The sequence below is a fragment of the Acinetobacter sp. ANC_7635 genome (assembly GCF_056779945.1).
Window position 1 is genome coordinate 21269 of sequence record NZ_JBWYIS010000005.1, and the last position, 16396, is coordinate 37664.

Genomic DNA, 16396 nt, shown 5'->3' on the forward strand with positions numbered 1-16396 from the left:
AGCAGTGTTGAGAAAACAGCGATTGTCATTGGTTGTATTTAAATCACTCCTCACAGAGAGCATGCTATGGATTTAATCTCACGAATACAGCGTTTACCTATTGGTAAATTTCACTACACCTTGTTGTGGGTGATTGGATTAGGCTGGATGTTTGATGCAATGGATACTGGACTAATTTCCTTTATCTTGGCGAAGATGGCTGAAGACTGGCAAATGACGCCTGCTGAAAAAGGTTGGGTTGTATCCATCGGCTTTGTGGGAATGGCGATAGGTGCAGTATTCTCTGGTGGACTGGCGGATCGAATCGGACGTAAAGCAGTATTTGCTACAACATTGGTCATTTATAGCATCGCAACAGCCCTTTGTGCTTTCGCACCAAATTTAACATGGTTATTAATCTTTAGATTTATTGTGGGTTTAGGCTTAGGCGGACAGTTACCAGTTGCCGTAACTTTAGTGAGTGAATACATTCCAGCCCATGTTCGTGGTCGCTTTATTGTGTTACTTGAAAGCTTCTGGGGGCTAGGCTGGTTATGTGCTGCACTGGTTTCTTATTTCGTCATCCCTAAATTTGATTGGCATGTTGCATTTTTATTGGGTGGTTTGCCTGCACTTTATGTCTTCGTTATTCTAAAAAAAGTTCCGGAATCTATTCCTTACTTGATCAATCGAGGTCGTATTGATGAAGCGCACGCGATTGTGCAAAAAATCGAGCGACAGTGTGGTGTCGAAGTCATCGAAAAAATTGAAGTGAAACCAGTTTCAACACATTCAAATGTCAGTTTTGGTCAGTTATGGTCAACCGGTTTCGCAAAGCGCAGTTTAATGTTGTGGTTAATTTGGTTTGGGATTGTTTATTCGTATTACGGTATTTTCACGTGGTTACCAAGTCTTTTAGTCAAAGAGGGATATACCATTGTGCAGTCTTTTGAATATGTTCTCGGGATGATTTTAGCACAATTGCCAGGTTATATTGTCGCGGCATGGCTCGTCGAAAAGTTAGGGCGTAAAGCGACGCTTTCAGGCTTTATTGCAATGTGTGCAGTATCAGCATATTTCTTTGGGCAGGCTGATACCGTAGCGATGATCATGTTCTGGGGATGCTTGATGTCATTCTTTAATCTTGGTGCATGGGGCGTTTTATATACCTACACGCCTGAACAATATCCTGCAAATATTCGTGCTTTCGGATCAGGATGGGCAGCAGCAATTGGGCGTATTGGTGGGATTGTTGCACCTTTAGTGGTTACCCATATGATGGTGGCTTCAAATGGATTTAGCCAAGTATTTATGATGTTTACCGCTGTATTATTGGCAGTTGCAGCCGTGATCTTGGTGCTCGGTGAGGAAACCAAAGGTAAGACACTTGAGTCTATGGGGATGTAAATCTGTGAAAAAAGAGGAGCTAAGCTCCTCTTTTTTAGACCCATTTTTGACGTGCTTTAGTTAAGTCAAAATGTAATGTGTTCGACACTTGCTGAAGATTGAATTTTTCTTTATCTTCAGGGAGTTGAATTAAAATAGGCAAAGCTGATACCCCATTGTCGCCATTGACAAAAGCATAGTGACGCTCAGTCTGATTAATTGAAATCAAACTTTCAAACTCAAGGTACACCGTCGTTTCATCATGTTTTTTGGGCACTTTCACGAGATCTAAATATGCAATTCGTCGATTATTAATTCCAGCCAATTTAAGCGCTTCAAGATCCGATTTTAACTTTTCAGTTTTATCAAACATTTTTTGAAAGAATCCTTTGTTTGATTGGCTTTCGAGTTCTCTTTTTTTCTGATTGAAAGCAATTTGATTGACTTTATGTTGGTCTAGAGCATCGGCAATAATTGTTTTAACTTGCTCAATCGCTGCTTGAGATTTGCTATGACTTGCCGCATAAGACTCTGCGTCTAAACTCACAAAAATAGTATGTCGTCTTTTTTCCATCAATTTTAAATAGGATAAAATTTTATATTCGAAAATTTGAGCTTGAGTATTGAAGGCGATAATGGGTTCACTTGAAAAGTCTTTATAAAAACTCGCAATATCAGAGAACAGACGATGCATACTGATAAAACAATAATCAAACTCATCAGGGTGACGAATTGAATGACGCAGTGCATATTGACAAGGTTGCAAGATCTCAAGAGTTAAAGCTTTTTCGAAATCTAAAAGGCGCTCGTTAATGACTTGTTCGACTGAAAATCCAGAGGCATCGAGCGGTTTTTTGAGTAACGGTAATAACAGATCAAAATTGACGTTATGAAATTTTTCCATCAGATCCAAAATAGGAGTCGTGATCTGTCGTTGAATCGTAATAATTCGACTGACTTGCCATTTAAATTGTTCTAAATAACTTGGATCATTTAAACATTTCTTATCCAACACCACGCCATTTAGGTAAACTCGATCTTCAAGACCTAGCTTTTCTTCCATTAAAAAGCGGCGGATAGAATATGGGTTCTGTCTAAAGTCATGAATGGTCGCGACCAGATATAAATACTGACTGCTTTCAATCACATCAAAATCACGAATTTTTTGTTCTTGAATAATAAAGTCTTGGAATAATGGATGGCTAATTTGCTTCAGTTGTCTCGGGAGGATGGTTTTGAACCAATAGCCTAAAATTTGATGTTTAATATGAACTTCAAGAATAAAAGTACGAATTTCTTCAGCTGTTAAATGTCGGCAATTATCAGGAACATTTAAGTCGAGTGTTTTGATGATATTTGCAGCATCATATAAAAAAGTTTTTCGTAGGAGTTGTTTATCTCTAAGAAAACTTTGATCTTCTTCTGTTTCAATACGATCAATTTGATTTTGTACAGTTTCTAAGTAATCGGCGATTTTAATTACGTCTTGATATGATTTCAGCGTTTCTAAAGTGGCTGCGATCTTTTCAGCCAAAGTGCGCATTTTCGGTGAGATTAAATGACTGCTTAAATCCTGAAGACCAACAATGCCCTTAAAAGAGAATGATTGTCGATGTTGATCCCAGTAAATATTCTTCGCAGTCAGGAATTGTTCCTGTATCAGACCTTGTATTGGTGCGGGAACACTATTAAAAATATTTTTTAAACGCGTTTGCCAATGAACATCTAGATTAGGGTCAATTTGAAATAATTTTGAGCGAAGATCATAAGGAATGTAATTATGCATGTTTGTTCCGTTCATACGATGAGCGTATGTAAAATCATTTGTTATAAAGTTGTGTTTTGATTATTGTATATTCAATAAAATTAATTGGATACAAGAAAAAAGTCCAATTTAAAATGAAATAAAACCAACTGGCCTTTTTTTTGTTATTTTATCTTTACAAAGTATCCAACCTTGCTTGTTCTTCGCAGTTTGGGAGACTAGCATACACCCTTAAACTATTCATTCATTAGGATTTCACGATTCAATGACAAGCCTTGCGCACCAAGCGACAGAGAATCGTTCTGTAGCAGAATTTACAGAACAAGCTTACCTAAACTATGCCATGTACGTGATTATGGATCGTGCATTGCCTCATATTAGTGACGGATTAAAACCTGTACAACGGCGTATCGTATATGCGATGAGCGAGCTTGGTCTAAAGCATAGTGGTAAGCCCAAAAAATCAGCACGTACAGTTGGTGATGTTTTAGGTAAATATCATCCGCATGGTGATTCTGCTTGTTATGAAGCAATGGTCTTAATGGCACAGCCATTTAGTTATCGTTATCCATTTATTGAAGGGCAGGGCAACTGGGGATCACCAGATGATCCAAAGTCGTTTGCTGCAATGCGATACACCGAGGCCAAACTATCACAATATAGTGAAGTCCTGCTCTGTGAATTAGGTCAAGGAACTGTCGACTGGCAAGATAACTTTGATGGTTCATTAAAAGAGCCTGTAAATTTACCAGCACGCGTACCGAATATTCTTTTAAATGGTACGACGGGAATTGCGGTGGGAATGGCAACAGATATTCCACCACACAATTTACGGGAAGTTGTTAAGGGTACAATTGCACTGATTCGTAACCCGAATTTGTCTGATGAAAAAGTTGCTGAATATATTCCTGGTCCAGATTTACCGACTCAAGCAGAAATTATTACACCTGCTGATGAATTACTGAAATTACAAAGCACTGGGCGCGGCAGTTATCGCATGCGTGCGGTATATTCGGTTGAAAAAAATGAAATTGTCATCAGTGAATTACCATATCAGGTTTCTGGCTCTAAAATTATCAGCCAAATTGCTGATCAAATGCAGGCAAAAAAATTACCGTTGGTAAGTGATGTACGAGATGAATCAGATCATCAATGTCCAACACGTTTGGTAATTGTCTTGCGTTCAAATCGTATCGATGCAGATGCGGTCATGAGCCATTTATTTGCCACGACCGATCTTGAGTCGAGCTACCGCGTCAATATGAACATGATTGGTGCTGATGGTCGTCCACAAGTAAAATCAATCCGTCGTATTTTATTGGAATGGATTGAAATTCGTAAAACGACTGTGACGAGACGTTTGCAATACCATTTGAATAAAATTGAAAAACGTCTACATATTCTGGCGGGACTTTTAATTGCGTATTTAGATATTGATACGGTAATTCGCATTATTCGTGAGGAAGATCATCCGAAAGAAGTCTTAATGTCACATTTCGGTATTGATGAAATTCAAGCCGAAGCCATTCTAGAGCTTAAATTACGTCATTTGGCGCGTCTCGAAGAAATGGAAATTCGCCGTGAACAAGAAGAGCTTGAAGCTCGAGCAGCCGTGATTCGAGAGCAATTGGCGAATCCTGAATCTTTAAAAAATCTGATCATTTCAGAATTAAAAGAAGATGCGAAAAAGTTTGGTGATGATCGCCGATCTCCAATTGTTCAGCGTGAAGAAGCGACCGCGATTAGTGAACAAGATTTGATGCCAGCTGATCCTGTCACTGTCATTTTATCGGAAGCGGGTTGGATTCGTTGTGCGAAAGGACATGAGATCGATCTAGATAAAGTCAATTTCCGTGCAGGAGATCAATATTTAAGTCATGCACAAGGTAAATCTAATCAAAAAGTGTATGTATTAGATCAATCTGGTCGAAGTTACGCATTACCAATTACAGGATTACCTTCAGCGCGCGGCTTAGGTGAACCATTAAGCTCGAAATTATCGCCAGCAAATGGAGTAAATTTCCAACAAATTCTGATTGCTGAAGATGAGGTGGAAATATTAGCGATCAGCTCCAAAGGATATGGTTTTAAAACACAAGCGAAACAATTGGACACCAATGCTAAAGCGGGTAAAGCGTTTTTAACGCTTGCAGATGATGCAAGCGCAATGCCATTGCAACAAATTGATGGTACACATATCGCTGTACTCAGCAGTTCTGGACGATTATTACTGACAGAGCTGACAGAGTTACCAATGCTCAATAAAGGAAAAGGTAATAAATTGATGCAGTTGGATGCAAAGGAACGCATTGTGTCTATGACAACACTTAACTTGGATGATGTGCTTCAGGTCGTTGCTGGACAACAACAATTGAAATTAAAAGGTGATGATCTGCTGAAATACATCGGTAAACGTGCTTCAAAAGGGCAGGTATTACCACGAGGTTATCAAAAAGCAAATAAACTCTTCATTCAAAGATAAAGCTAGCATCTAGTCGACAAAATACGTTATATATGAAATGTATTTATGGTTATGGATGCTTTATTGAGCAATAAATTAAATAAGATGCTCAATACATTATCGAAAAGAAGAGTTTAAAACCAAGTATTACTAATTGGAGAATATGGCATTATGGAAAAGATTTGGTTCGCTGAATACCAAAAAACTGGAATTCCACAAACAGTAGAGTTACCACCAGAAAATACCTCTCTTGTTGATATTTTTGAGAGAAACTTCCAGAAATTTGGTTCGCGTGATGCTTTTATCTTTATGGATAAAACATTAACGTTCAATGAACTTGATACGGCGAGCCGTCAATTTGCAGCCTATCTTCAAAGCCTTGGTTTAGCAAAAGGTTCTCGCGTAGCGGTCATGATGCCAAACGTACTGCAATATCCAGTAGTGGCACTTGGTGTATTCCGTGCGGGCTTAGTTCTTGTCAACGTGAACCCACTTTACACAGCTCGTGAACTTGAGCATCAACTGAATGACTCAGGCACTGAAGCGCTTGTGATTATTGAAAACTTCGCTTCTGTTTATCAATCAATTCTTGGTAAAACGCCAGTTAAGCATGTGATCGTGGCGACAGTAGGTGATATGTTAGGTACCTTAAAAGGTACACTCGTGAATTTTGTTTTACGTAAAGTGCGTAAGCAAATTCCAGCTTGGAGTATCCCAGGACATGTGAAATTCACGACTGCGATGTCTAAAGGCAGTACTGCACATTATAAGCGTCCAGCAACAACGTTGAGCGACACTGCTGTATTGCAATATACAGGTGGTACAACAGGCGTATCAAAAGGTGCGGAATTAACACATCGCAACCTTGTTGCAAACTTAATGCAAGCAGATGGTATTTTCCAATCTAAATTTGGTGCTCAAGATGGTGCGAGCGACGATCGCATTTTCTGTGCATTACCGCTATATCATATCTTTGCATTCATGGTTTGTGCACTTTATGGTATGTACAAGGGTCAAGCAAACGTACTGATTCCTAACCCTCGTGATCTCCCTGCAGTCATTAAAGAGCTACGCAAATATCAGCCTGGTTTCTTCCCAGCAGTGAATACTTTATTCAACGCACTCGTTCATAATGAAGAATTCAAACAACTTGACCATAGCAAATTAAAAATGGCGATGGGTGGTGGTATGGCTGTATTGCCTTCAACTGCTGCAGCTTGGAAAAAAATCACAGGTACAAATATTATTGAAGGCTATGGTCTTTCTGAAACTTCACCTATTGCAACGGCAAACCCACCGGCATCTGAAGAGTTTAGCGGTACGATTGGTATCCCATTACCTTTAACGGATGTCGCTGTCTTGGATGACGATGGCAATGAAGTTCCACAAGGTGAGCAAGGTGAAATTTCAATCCGTGGTCCTCAAGTCATGAAAGGCTATTGGAACCGTCCAGATGAAACAGCTAAGGTGATGACCGCAGATGGTTTCTTCCGTACTGGTGATATCGGTATCATGGATGCTCGTGGTTACTTCAAGATTGTTGATCGTAAGAAAGATATGATCTTGGTATCAGGCTTTAACGTATACCCATCTGAAATCGAGGAAGTGATTGCAACACATCCTAAAGTACTTGAGGTTGCAGCGATTGGTGTAGCTGATGAAAAATCAGGTGAAGTGCCTAAGCTGTTTGTTGTGAAGAAAGATCCATCATTAACAACAGAAGAAGTATTAGCTTTTGCGAAAGAAAACTTAACAGGATATAAGCGTCCTCGTTATGTTGAATTCATGGATGAATTGCCAAAATCGAATGTCGGTAAAATCCTTCGTAAAGATTTACGCAAATAATTCAAATTCAGAAAAGCGCCGTAAGGCGCTTTTTTTAATTTATTCTTTCATTAGCCAACGGTCGATATAAGGTCGCGCTGTTGCAATAATAAATGTGAATGTCAGCATTGTACCTAAATGACGTCCTACAGCAGAACTCGGTAACTGTCCTGAATAACTGAAGTAAATATCAACTAAGCTATATACTGAAATAATGCTCAGCCAGATCCATTTATTCGCTCGTTTAATCCCCACCGCGATAAAGGCGATGATGAGAACCAGCAATGTGCCGAGAGTCGATTGCCAATTCATATTGGCACAAATTACGCTGATCAAGAAAGCCATAATCGGAAGAACGATATAAAGCACACGATCGACACGTTTTTGATGTTGCTTTTGTAACTCGAGAACATCAAATAACTTTTTTTGGTCAGAATTGGTCATGCCATTACTCAGAATTTTAATAAACAAAATAATTTAACTAAAATTATCGCACAAACATCATGCTAAGATAAAACCAGCTTAAATCATTGGACTGAAATCCATGCACGGTATTGAAGGTGTTATTTACCTTATTTTAATTGCTTGTTTACTCCCTTATTTATTTACAGTCATTGCTAAAATTGCAGGTGGTTTTAAAGGGCAGGATAATCAAAATCCGCGTGAATTCATGTCTAAAACCACAGGCTTAGCGGCTCGAGCAAATGCAGCTCAGCAAAATAGCTTTGAAAGTTTGCCATTATTTATTGCGGCAGTTTTGATGGCTGAGTATATGGTTGTTCAACAACAATTGGTGATTCTATTAGGTTCGGCGTATATCGTCTTACGAATCATCTATGGGATTTGTTATTTATGTAATTGGGCGACCCTTAGATCAATTGTTTGGTTCTTATCAATGCTTTGTCCGATCTTATTGCTTTTATTAATTATTCGATTGCTCTAAGAAAAACAGACTAACACCATACCTAAAATACATCTTCAGCTTGTATAATCGAATGATGATTGCTGAATAAAGCGTTATAATCAACCCCATTTTAATGAACACTGACAGTAAAGAGTTTGCTATGAGCTACAGTAATATCCCTGCAGGTAAAGATGCACCAAACGATATCTATGTAATTATCGAGATCCCTGCAAATGCAGCACCAATTAAATATGAAATTGATAAAGATTCAGATGCACTTTTCGTAGATCGTTTCATGGGTACTGCAATGTTCTACCCAGCAAACTACGGTTATGTACCAAATACATTATCTCTTGATGGCGATCCATTAGACGTATTAGTTGTTACTCCACATCCTGTAGAACCAGGTTCGGTTATCCGTTGCCGTCCAGTGGGTAAATTAAATATGGAAGATGATGGTGGTGTTGATGCGAAACTTGTCGCTGTACCACACGATAAATTAACGCCAATCTATAAAGATGTTCAAGAATATACTGACCTTCCTCCTTTATTGATTAGTCAAATTGAACATTTCTTCCAACACTACAAAGACTTAGAGCCAGGTAAGTGGGTCAAGTTAAGTGGTTGGGAAGGTGCAGATGTTGCTAAACAAGAAGTGTTAAGCTCAATTGCTGCTTATGCAGAAGCAAACAAATAATTTGCCTGATGTATAAATAAAGCTACAAACTTTGATCTTGTAGCTTTTATAAAAAACCTGCACAAAGTGCAGGTTTTTTTATTGATCTTTTTAGTTGAAAATTAGAATAATTTCACGGGAATGTCTAACCAAATACGCCATTCGTTGGTGTCGCCGATATAAGCGCTTTGATATTCATCACTTGCACGGTAGTAAGAGTGACGAACACGTAAGCTTGCATCTTTAGCAAAACCAGATTGGACTGTATATTTCACTTGATTAAAGAATTCACGTTCCTGTGCATCATTGGTTAGCAATACTGAGCGGTCAGTACCCCCTGCAGATACATCAATATCCCATCCATAAACAAATGCCGAAGTCCATGACAGGCCAGGAACATTTAATGCACCAAAATCATAGGTATATTGTAGCTGTAGGGATTTTTCATCATTACCAATAAAATCAGATAAATACGAGTTAGGCATATAAATCGTTTGATGGCCATCACCAACACCTTTGCCCAAACCATAGTCATAACCTGTATTACCTGTATTTTGTTGGTAAGCAAGCATTACATTGTGTGGACCAGTATTGTAAGTTGTTGAAATTGCCCAAATATTATTGCTTAAGTTATTGAAATCATTTGAAGTATGAGAATAAGTATATGCCGTATTATTTGGTGCAGCATCCCATTCAGTACGATATGCACTGAAATCGTGAGTCAACTTACCTTTAGCCACGGCATAACTATAGTTGGCATTCACATAGTGACGTTCTAAACGATCTTTCATGTCTGTACCATAATAAGACGCATTGAGAGCATCACCAAAGTTATATTTAGCGCCCCAAACAACCGCGCGATCTAATTCATTTCCATCGGTATTGATTTGACTAGAACGTTGGTTTTCAGTAAATTTACCAGCAACCAAAGTCAAATTATCGATTTCATTACTTTGGATTAACAAGCCAGTGTAATATTCAGGTACCAAACGAGCTGTATTACTTGCAAGAACAGGTAAATCTAAAATCTGAGTCCCATAAGTAGCTGTGGTGTTCGACATACGAGCTTTGATGAAAGCACCACCTCTTGCCCAATGATCATAAGCATGACCATTATTATCGACTGGAATCATGTCATTACCGGTATGGGCATTATCACCTAATTTGAAAGACCCATCACCAATAACACCAACACCGAAACCAACGATACCTTTCGTGAAACCAGACTCAATTTTAACCATGGCTGTTTGAGCTGCTGAGCTGGTATCTTCGACACCGTTCTTTTTATCACGATGCAAGAAACCTGTACGGAATAATACTGATCCTTCAGCATCTTCTACGAATCCCTTTGACTCACTTTGCTCACTCGCAAATGCAGTAGAAATTAAAGCAGTTTGAATAAGAACTGCTAAGCTTAGTTTTTGGAATTTTTGCATTGGGAGAGAGCCTCATACAAAATGATTATGGTTAATGTTTAGTATTTGTATACGTAATGTATAACAAAATTGGCTCTATTATTCACAATTTCGCACCTAAAGTCATAAGCAAAAAGTATATAAATTAAACTAAGTTGTGAATTATTAAAGATTAAAATTATTATAAAATTAAATTTAACTATTAATAACATATATTTATTTTTAACCTGATATTCTTTTTTTTTTTTAATTTAGTCAATATGGCACGTTTTTTTTTGTAACATCAGAAGTAAATAAGGATGAATAAAGGATTTTAAATAAGAATGATATTTATTCAGTTCATTTTCATTTAATTTTAATGTGGTTCAGACATCATTGGCTTTTCATGCCGCACTAAATTGATACTCCAATTTTAAATTTGTTTAAAAAATAGCCTTAAAATGATGCATCTTGTAAATGAATGTGTAATCTAAAAAGATATGCCTTTAACTCAAGTGGATCGTCAAAAAAAATTGCTTTGAATATTTTTGAAAATAAGAAATTTAAATAAATATATTAATAAAATCATTACTTTAAATTATTTTATCTCGTTGTTTTAATTCCTTTGTATCTAGATACCTTTAACTTTGGCATAGCTATTGCTAATTCACATATGAGTTCAACAAATAAACCGAAAAAGCATCTAATCATGATGTGGGGGGAACATAAATATGAAATTAGCAATTCAAGCATTGGGTCTAGCAGTTGTAGCATCTGCATCAACATTTTCTTTTGCTGAGGCACCAACTTCACCGCATTCTGTATCGGGTAATATCAGTGTTTTATCAAGTTATATATTGCGTGGTAATACGGCAGCTCCTGAAAATACTGAAGCTACATTACAAGGTGGATTAGACTATAGCCATAGTTCTGGATTGTACGCAGGGTGGTGGACATCTACGTTAGGTACAGATGCTTACGGTACTACCAATCCAATGGAAAATAATTTTTATGTGGGTTACAACGGTTCAATCAATGAAAACACTGGTTTTACTGTAGGTACAACTTATTACTATTATTATGACGTTGAAACGTCAGTTTATGATGGCTTTGAATTATTACTTGGTCTGAATTACAAAGATGTTGGAGTAACTGCTCAAACTTTGTTGGAAGATACAGGTTGGGGGAACGCTGGAGACACATATTTAAAAGCTACATATAGTTATCCTCTACCAAACGATTTTAGCTTGGACACAGCTTTGGGTTTATATGTTTATGAAAAAGACGGTAAGTATGTTGCAGAAACACCAGAGTCAGAAAGTTTTAATTTCCGTCACTTTGATATTGGTCTAAGTAAAGCTTTAGGGGAAACAGGTGTCACAGCAAGCATGAATTATATTATTGGTGGTGATGATCGTTATGGAAACAATTTAAAGAATAAAATGGTATTAGCATTGGGTTATAGCTTCTAAACTCAACTCAAATAAAAAAAGCGACTCAACTGAGTCGCTTTTTTTATTCCTGTTTACGATAAGAGAGTGCTTCGGTTAAGTGAGCTGTTTGTATATGTTCAGAACTCGCTAAGTCAGCAATTGTACGAGCGACACGTAAGATTCGGTGGTAAGAACGTGCTGATAAATTCAAACGTTGCTGAGCCATAGCGATAATCTTTTTTGCAGAATCATCTAGTTGAGCCACTTGATCAAGCTGTTGAGAACTTAGATTTTGATTTGTCACACCTTGTCGTTGAATTTGCAACTCATAGGCCTGAATCACACGTTTTCTGACGGTTTCAGAATTCTCCATCGGTGTAGTGCTTTGCATGTCTTGGGGAGGTAAAGGTGGCACATCAATATGTAAGTCAATCCGATCTAGTAGAGGGCCAGAAATTCGATTTTGATAGCGCTTAATTGATTCAGGTGAACATTGACAACGGCTATCTTGATTGAAGGCGTATCCACATGGACATGGATTCATTGCAGCGACAAATTGAAAATTAGCTGGAAAAGTAATTTGTCTTGATGCTCTTGAAATTACGATTTCTTTCGACTCAAGAGGCTGCCTCAATACTTCTAAGACTTTTCGGTCAAACTCAGGTAATTCATCGAGAAAAAGTACACCTAAATGGGCTAAGGTGATCTCACCTGGTCGAGGGTGTGATCCACCACCAACCAAGGCCACAGCGGATGCCGTATGATGTGGCGCTCTAAAGGGGCGATGACCAAATTGATAAGGTGTATTTGCAATGGAGTAAATACTTGCGACCTCTAAGTGTTCTTGATTGGTTAATGGGGGCAAGATGCCAGACAATCTTGAGGCAAGCAGTGTTTTACCAGTGCCTGGCGGGCCTTTAAATAAAATAGAATGTCCACCAGCTGCTGCAATTTCTAAGGCGCGTCTTGGACGTAATTGACCTTTGACATCAGCGAGATCAAATCGATTTATTTGAGGTTGGATCGTTTTATTCACTAATATGGGTTGAATTGGACTCGATTGATCAAAGTGTTGGCAAACATCTTTTAATGATTTGGCTGTATACACCTCAAAATTGGGAAGAAGGGCTGCATCATCCAAATTACTCACAGGAATCATTAACTCATGACCTGCGGTTTGACATGCCATTGCGATAGTCAAAGTTCCAGTTACAGGCCTTAACAGACCATCGAGTGCCAATTCACCTATAAATTCAAAACGGTCAATATTTTGATCATGTAGTTGCCCAGAAGCGATTAAAATCCCCAAAGCAATAGGTAAATCAAGCCTTGAACTATCTTTGGGTAAATCAGCTGGGGCTAGATTGATCGTCAGCCGTTTGGTTGGAAATTGAAAACCGCTATTAATGATTGCAGAACGGACACGATCCTTACTTTCTCGAACAGCAGCTTCTGGAAGACCTACAATGGTGAGTGAAGGTAATCCTTGGCTGACATGAACCTCGACTTCAATCAGTGGTGCATGTAAACCAAGAAGACCTCGGGTATAAATTTTGGCAAATGACATAAAACTGAACCATTATTATATTATTTTTAGAATTGCTTTATTTTTAATCACTAACTTTGTGTTTAAGCACTGTATTGGTGCAATGTTGCTTATTTTTGATCGGAAATTAAGCTTTCTAATGATTTTAATTGCGTTTGAAGTTCTGTTAAACGCAAATTGGCATTGTTTAGTGCAGTTTTCTGACGCTCGATTTCTTCTTTAGAAACCAAATCCATTTTACTAATCGCTTCGTTTAACAACGCTCTCACATTTTTTTCTAAATCTTTTTTGGGTTGGTCAACCTGTTCTAAGATTGCCTGTAATAAAGTTTCAATCATAGTTCTTCCGGATAATAAGTCGTCAACATTGAAGTTTAACATTCGTTTTGGTTTGACCCTAGTGTTAACTACATTTCATAGGTTAAACCAATAACAACATAAAAAAAATCCATCAAAATTCCCAATATTTTTAGAACATAAGACCGTGTAGGCGTATAAAATAGGTTATAAATAAGTTCATGCTAGCTGATTAATATCCCCAACCATTATGAAGTTTGGCATGAAATTTGAACATAAAACCTTACTGGTGAAAAAAGCCGAAGGAAAACAACATGAAACTCGTAACAGCAATTGTAAAACCATTCAAATTAGATGACGTGCGTGAAGCACTCTCTGAAATTGGCGTTCAAGGGATCACCGTAACTGAAGTAAAAGGTTTTGGTCGTCAAAAAGGTCATACTGAACTTTATCGTGGTGCTGAATATGTGGTTGATTTTTTACCTAAAGTAAAAATTGAAATCGCAATCAGTGACGAAATGGTTGATTCAGTGATTGAATCAATTACACGTGTGGCTAGTACTGGCAAAATTGGTGACGGAAAAATTTTCGTGACGAATCTAGAACAAGTTATCCGTATCCGTACTGGTGAGACTGGTGCTGACGCAGTTTAATTTGGCATGAAGTTTGCTGAGTAGCGAATAACTCAAAAAACTAGGTTGGGGGATACGAATGAAAAAAATGCTAATGGCGCTGAGCTTGTCTGGCGCACTCTTAGGTGGTTCTGTCGCATGGGCTGAAGAAGCAGTGTCAGAACCGACCTCTCCTGAAGTAGCAGTTGTTGAAACTGAGGCTTCATCTACAGATTCTAATTTGGTTGAAACATTACCAGCAGCTCCAGAAGAAGCTCCTGCTGAAGAAGCGGCAGTTCTTGATACGGGTGACACTGCCTGGATTTTAGTTTCAACTGCACTCGTTTTACTCATGACCATTCCTGGTTTAGCGCTGTTCTACGGCGGTATGGTACGTAAAAAAAATGTCTTAAGTACCATGGCACACAGCTTTGTCGCTGCTGCGGTGGTCAGTATCGCTTGGGTAGTGGTTGGCTACACACTTGCTTTTGGTGAAGGTAATGCCTTTATTGGAAGTCTAGATAAATTTATGTTGTCTGGTATCACTACAGAAGCATTGAGTGGAACAATTCCAGAAATTTTATTTGTCATCTTCCAGATGACATTTGCAATCATTACCGTTGCCATTATCAGTGGTTCTATTGCTGAGCGTATGAAATTCAGTGCTTTTGTTGCGTTTATCGCAATTTGGGTGGTGGTTGTCTATGCTCCTATTACACATTGGGTATGGGGTGGTGGTTGGTTAGGTAACGATGGTGCACTTGATTTTGCAGGTGGTACTGTTGTTCATATTAACTCAGGTGTTGCTGGTTTAGTTGCGGCGTATATGCTTGGTAAGCGTATGGGGCTAGGCAAAGAATCAATGGCACCACATAACCTTACATTGACTGTCATTGGTGCGAGTTTAATTTGGGTCGGCTGGTTTGGCTTCAATGGTGGTTCTGCATTAGGTGCAAATGGTTCAGCAGGTTATGCATTGGTAGTAACTCAAGTTGCTGCTGCCGCTGCTGCCATTTCATGGTTAATCACTGAAAAAGTGGTTCGTGGCAAAGCTTCTGTGTTGGGTGCCGCATCAGGTGCGGTAGCTGGCCTGGTTGTGATTACGCCAGCTGCTGGATTCGTGACAGTAGGTGGTGCTTTAGCGATGGGCTTAATTGGTGGTGTCGTATGCTTCTGGGGTATTACAGCATTAAAACGTGCATTGAAAGCGGATGACTCATTAGATGCCTTTGGACTTCACGGTGTTGGTGGTATCGTTGGCGCAATTCTAACCGCATTCTTTGCAAGTGAGTTCATCATGGGCGATGCAGCACCTACAAACGTATTAAGCCAATTATGGGTACAAGTTGAAGGTGTTCTTGCAACAATCGCTTATTCAGCAATCCTGACATTCATCATCTTAAAAGTCATTGATTTAATCATCGGTATTCGTGTTGAATCAGACGATGAGCGTATGGGTCTGGATTTAAGTCAACATGGTGAGCGTGTTGAATAACGATTAAACTCAACAATCAATATATAGTGTGAAACAGCCCTTTGGGGCTGTTTTTTTTCTATATATTGATGAAAGCTCAACATGAGCAGAATTTTTTGATACACTTGGTGCAAATAGAATTTGTTCAATTAAACTGCTATGCATTGTCCATTTTGCAACGCCGCTGATAGTAAGGTGATTGATTCACGTTTAGCTGCTGAAGGCTGCCAAATTCGTCGTCGTCGTGAATGTATTAGTTGTAATGAGCGTTTTACTACTTTTGAAAGTTTTGAAGTGGTGATGCCTCGTGTCACCAAGTCCGATGGTAAAAACGAACCTTATGATGAAGCGAAACTTCGTCGTTCACTCATGCATGCTTTACAAAAACGTCCTGTGACACAAGAACAAATTGAAGCGGTGGTCAGTGATATTCAACTTCAAATTCGTCGACTAGGTGAACGTGATGTGCGTTCGCGTACTATAGGCGAAATTGTAATGAAGGCTTTATTTGCACTCGATCATGTCGCATACGTACGTTTTGCATCTGTATATCAAGATTTCCAAGATGTAGAAGCGTTCCGCCGTCAAATCGAACAAATGCAACACCGAGATCAAGAACATTAATCTCGCCCCAAATTCAACTTCAA

14 protein-coding genes are annotated in these 16396 nt (G+C 38.6%); 9 read left to right on the top strand and 5 right to left on the bottom strand.

The window, feature by feature from the left end:
- The first annotated feature begins 66 nt into the window (after window positions 1–66).
- Window positions 67–1386 (top strand): niacin transporter NiaP, encoded by a 1320-nt coding sequence (gene niaP / locus AC1M89_RS07550; protein WP_481608930.1) that lies wholly within the window; start codon window positions 67–69, stop codon window positions 1384–1386.
- A 34-nt stretch (window positions 1387–1420) separates the two neighbouring features.
- Here the strand turns inward: niaP and AC1M89_RS07555 are convergent, their stop codons facing one another.
- Window positions 1421–3151 (bottom strand): hypothetical protein, encoded by a 1731-nt coding sequence (locus AC1M89_RS07555; RefSeq protein ID WP_481614087.1) that lies wholly within the window; start codon window positions 3149–3151, stop codon window positions 1421–1423.
- A gap of 244 nt (window positions 3152–3395) precedes the next feature.
- Here AC1M89_RS07555 and parC point away from each other — a divergent pair, with 244 nt between their 5' ends.
- Window positions 3396–5612 carry a DNA topoisomerase IV subunit A gene (gene parC / locus AC1M89_RS07560; protein WP_481614088.1) on the top strand — a complete coding sequence of 739 codons (2217 nt, stop codon included), beginning with the start codon at window positions 3396–3398 and terminating at the stop codon, window positions 5610–5612.
- A 150-nt stretch (window positions 5613–5762) separates the two neighbouring features.
- Complete coding sequence (locus AC1M89_RS07565; RefSeq protein ID WP_481591500.1) at window positions 5763–7436, top strand: long-chain-fatty-acid--CoA ligase; 1674 nt, start codon at window positions 5763–5765, stop codon at window positions 7434–7436.
- Window positions 7437–7475: 39 nt separating this feature from the next.
- On the opposite strand, the gene AC1M89_RS07570 is transcribed toward AC1M89_RS07565, so the two are convergent.
- On the bottom strand, window positions 7476–7859 hold the full coding sequence (locus AC1M89_RS07570) for a hypothetical protein (protein ID WP_035268065.1): 384 nt from the start codon (window positions 7857–7859) through the stop codon (window positions 7476–7478).
- A 100-nt stretch (window positions 7860–7959) separates the two neighbouring features.
- On the opposite strand from AC1M89_RS07570, the gene AC1M89_RS07575 reads away from it, so the two are divergent.
- Together AC1M89_RS07575 and ppa are read left to right on the top strand one after the other, a co-directional pair.
- Complete coding sequence (locus AC1M89_RS07575) at window positions 7960–8358, top strand: MAPEG family protein (protein WP_035268067.1); 399 nt, start codon at window positions 7960–7962, stop codon at window positions 8356–8358.
- A gap of 121 nt (window positions 8359–8479) precedes the next feature.
- The gene (ppa, locus tag AC1M89_RS07580) at window positions 8480–9016 is read left to right on the top strand and encodes an inorganic diphosphatase (RefSeq protein ID WP_005233448.1); all 537 of its coding nucleotides are present in this window, start codon (window positions 8480–8482) and stop codon (window positions 9014–9016) included.
- Between the two features lie 101 nt (window positions 9017–9117).
- Here the strand turns inward: ppa and AC1M89_RS07585 are convergent, their stop codons facing one another.
- The gene (locus AC1M89_RS07585) at window positions 9118–10431 is read right to left on the bottom strand and encodes an OprD family outer membrane porin (RefSeq protein WP_481614089.1); all 1314 of its coding nucleotides are present in this window, start codon (window positions 10429–10431) and stop codon (window positions 9118–9120) included.
- Between the two features lie 689 nt (window positions 10432–11120).
- Between AC1M89_RS07585 and AC1M89_RS07590 the strand changes: the two genes are divergently transcribed.
- Window positions 11121–11861, top strand: coding sequence for a TorF family putative porin (locus AC1M89_RS07590; protein WP_481596094.1), 741 nt, complete (start codon window positions 11121–11123; stop codon window positions 11859–11861).
- Window positions 11862–11904: 43 nt separating this feature from the next.
- Here AC1M89_RS07590 and AC1M89_RS07595 read toward each other — a convergent pair whose 3' ends face one another.
- On the bottom strand, window positions 11905–13389 hold the full coding sequence (locus AC1M89_RS07595) for a YifB family Mg chelatase-like AAA ATPase (RefSeq protein WP_481614090.1): 1485 nt from the start codon (window positions 13387–13389) through the stop codon (window positions 11905–11907).
- Between the two features lie 89 nt (window positions 13390–13478).
- Entirely contained in the window at window positions 13479–13706 is a 228-nt protein-coding gene (locus tag AC1M89_RS07600) for an accessory factor UbiK family protein (RefSeq protein WP_092767430.1), read from the bottom strand.
- Between the two features lie 272 nt (window positions 13707–13978).
- Here AC1M89_RS07600 and glnK point away from each other — a divergent pair, with 272 nt between their 5' ends.
- The 3 genes from glnK to nrdR all read left to right on the top strand — a co-directional run bounded on the left by glnK (window position 13979) and on the right by nrdR (window position 16373).
- Window positions 13979–14317 (top strand): P-II family nitrogen regulator, encoded by a 339-nt coding sequence (gene glnK, locus AC1M89_RS07605; protein WP_004650081.1) that lies wholly within the window; start codon window positions 13979–13981, stop codon window positions 14315–14317.
- 58 nt (window positions 14318–14375) lie between these two features.
- Complete coding sequence (locus AC1M89_RS07610) at window positions 14376–15770, top strand: ammonium transporter (RefSeq protein WP_481591498.1); 1395 nt, start codon at window positions 14376–14378, stop codon at window positions 15768–15770.
- 138 nt (window positions 15771–15908) lie between these two features.
- Window positions 15909–16373: a transcriptional regulator NrdR gene (gene nrdR, locus AC1M89_RS07615; RefSeq protein ID WP_092767359.1), complete on the top strand. Its 465-nt coding sequence runs from the start codon at window positions 15909–15911 to the stop codon at window positions 16371–16373.
- The last annotated feature ends 23 nt before the right edge of the window (window positions 16374–16396 follow it).

Coding starts and splice junctions, on each gene's coding strand:
- niaP (WP_481608930.1), top strand. CDS start 67: ATGGATTTAATCTCACGAATACAGCGTTTACCTATTGGTAAATTTCAC.
- AC1M89_RS07555 (WP_481614087.1), bottom strand. CDS start 3,151: ATGCATAATTACATTCCTTATGATCTTCGCTCAAAATTATTTCAAATT.
- parC (WP_481614088.1), top strand. CDS start 3,396: ATGACAAGCCTTGCGCACCAAGCGACAGAGAATCGTTCTGTAGCAGAA.
- AC1M89_RS07565 (WP_481591500.1), top strand. CDS start 5,763: ATGGAAAAGATTTGGTTCGCTGAATACCAAAAAACTGGAATTCCACAA.
- AC1M89_RS07570 (WP_035268065.1), bottom strand. CDS start 7,859: ATGACCAATTCTGACCAAAAAAAGTTATTTGATGTTCTCGAGTTACAA.
- AC1M89_RS07575 (WP_035268067.1), top strand. CDS start 7,960: ATGCACGGTATTGAAGGTGTTATTTACCTTATTTTAATTGCTTGTTTA.
- ppa (WP_005233448.1), top strand. CDS start 8,480: ATGAGCTACAGTAATATCCCTGCAGGTAAAGATGCACCAAACGATATC.
- AC1M89_RS07585 (WP_481614089.1), bottom strand. CDS start 10,431: ATGCAAAAATTCCAAAAACTAAGCTTAGCAGTTCTTATTCAAACTGCT.
- AC1M89_RS07590 (WP_481596094.1), top strand. CDS start 11,121: ATGAAATTAGCAATTCAAGCATTGGGTCTAGCAGTTGTAGCATCTGCA.
- AC1M89_RS07595 (WP_481614090.1), bottom strand. CDS start 13,389: ATGTCATTTGCCAAAATTTATACCCGAGGTCTTCTTGGTTTACATGCA.
- AC1M89_RS07600 (WP_092767430.1), bottom strand. CDS start 13,706: ATGATTGAAACTTTATTACAGGCAATCTTAGAACAGGTTGACCAACCC.
- glnK (WP_004650081.1), top strand. CDS start 13,979: ATGAAACTCGTAACAGCAATTGTAAAACCATTCAAATTAGATGACGTG.
- AC1M89_RS07610 (WP_481591498.1), top strand. CDS start 14,376: ATGAAAAAAATGCTAATGGCGCTGAGCTTGTCTGGCGCACTCTTAGGT.
- nrdR (WP_092767359.1), top strand. CDS start 15,909: ATGCATTGTCCATTTTGCAACGCCGCTGATAGTAAGGTGATTGATTCA.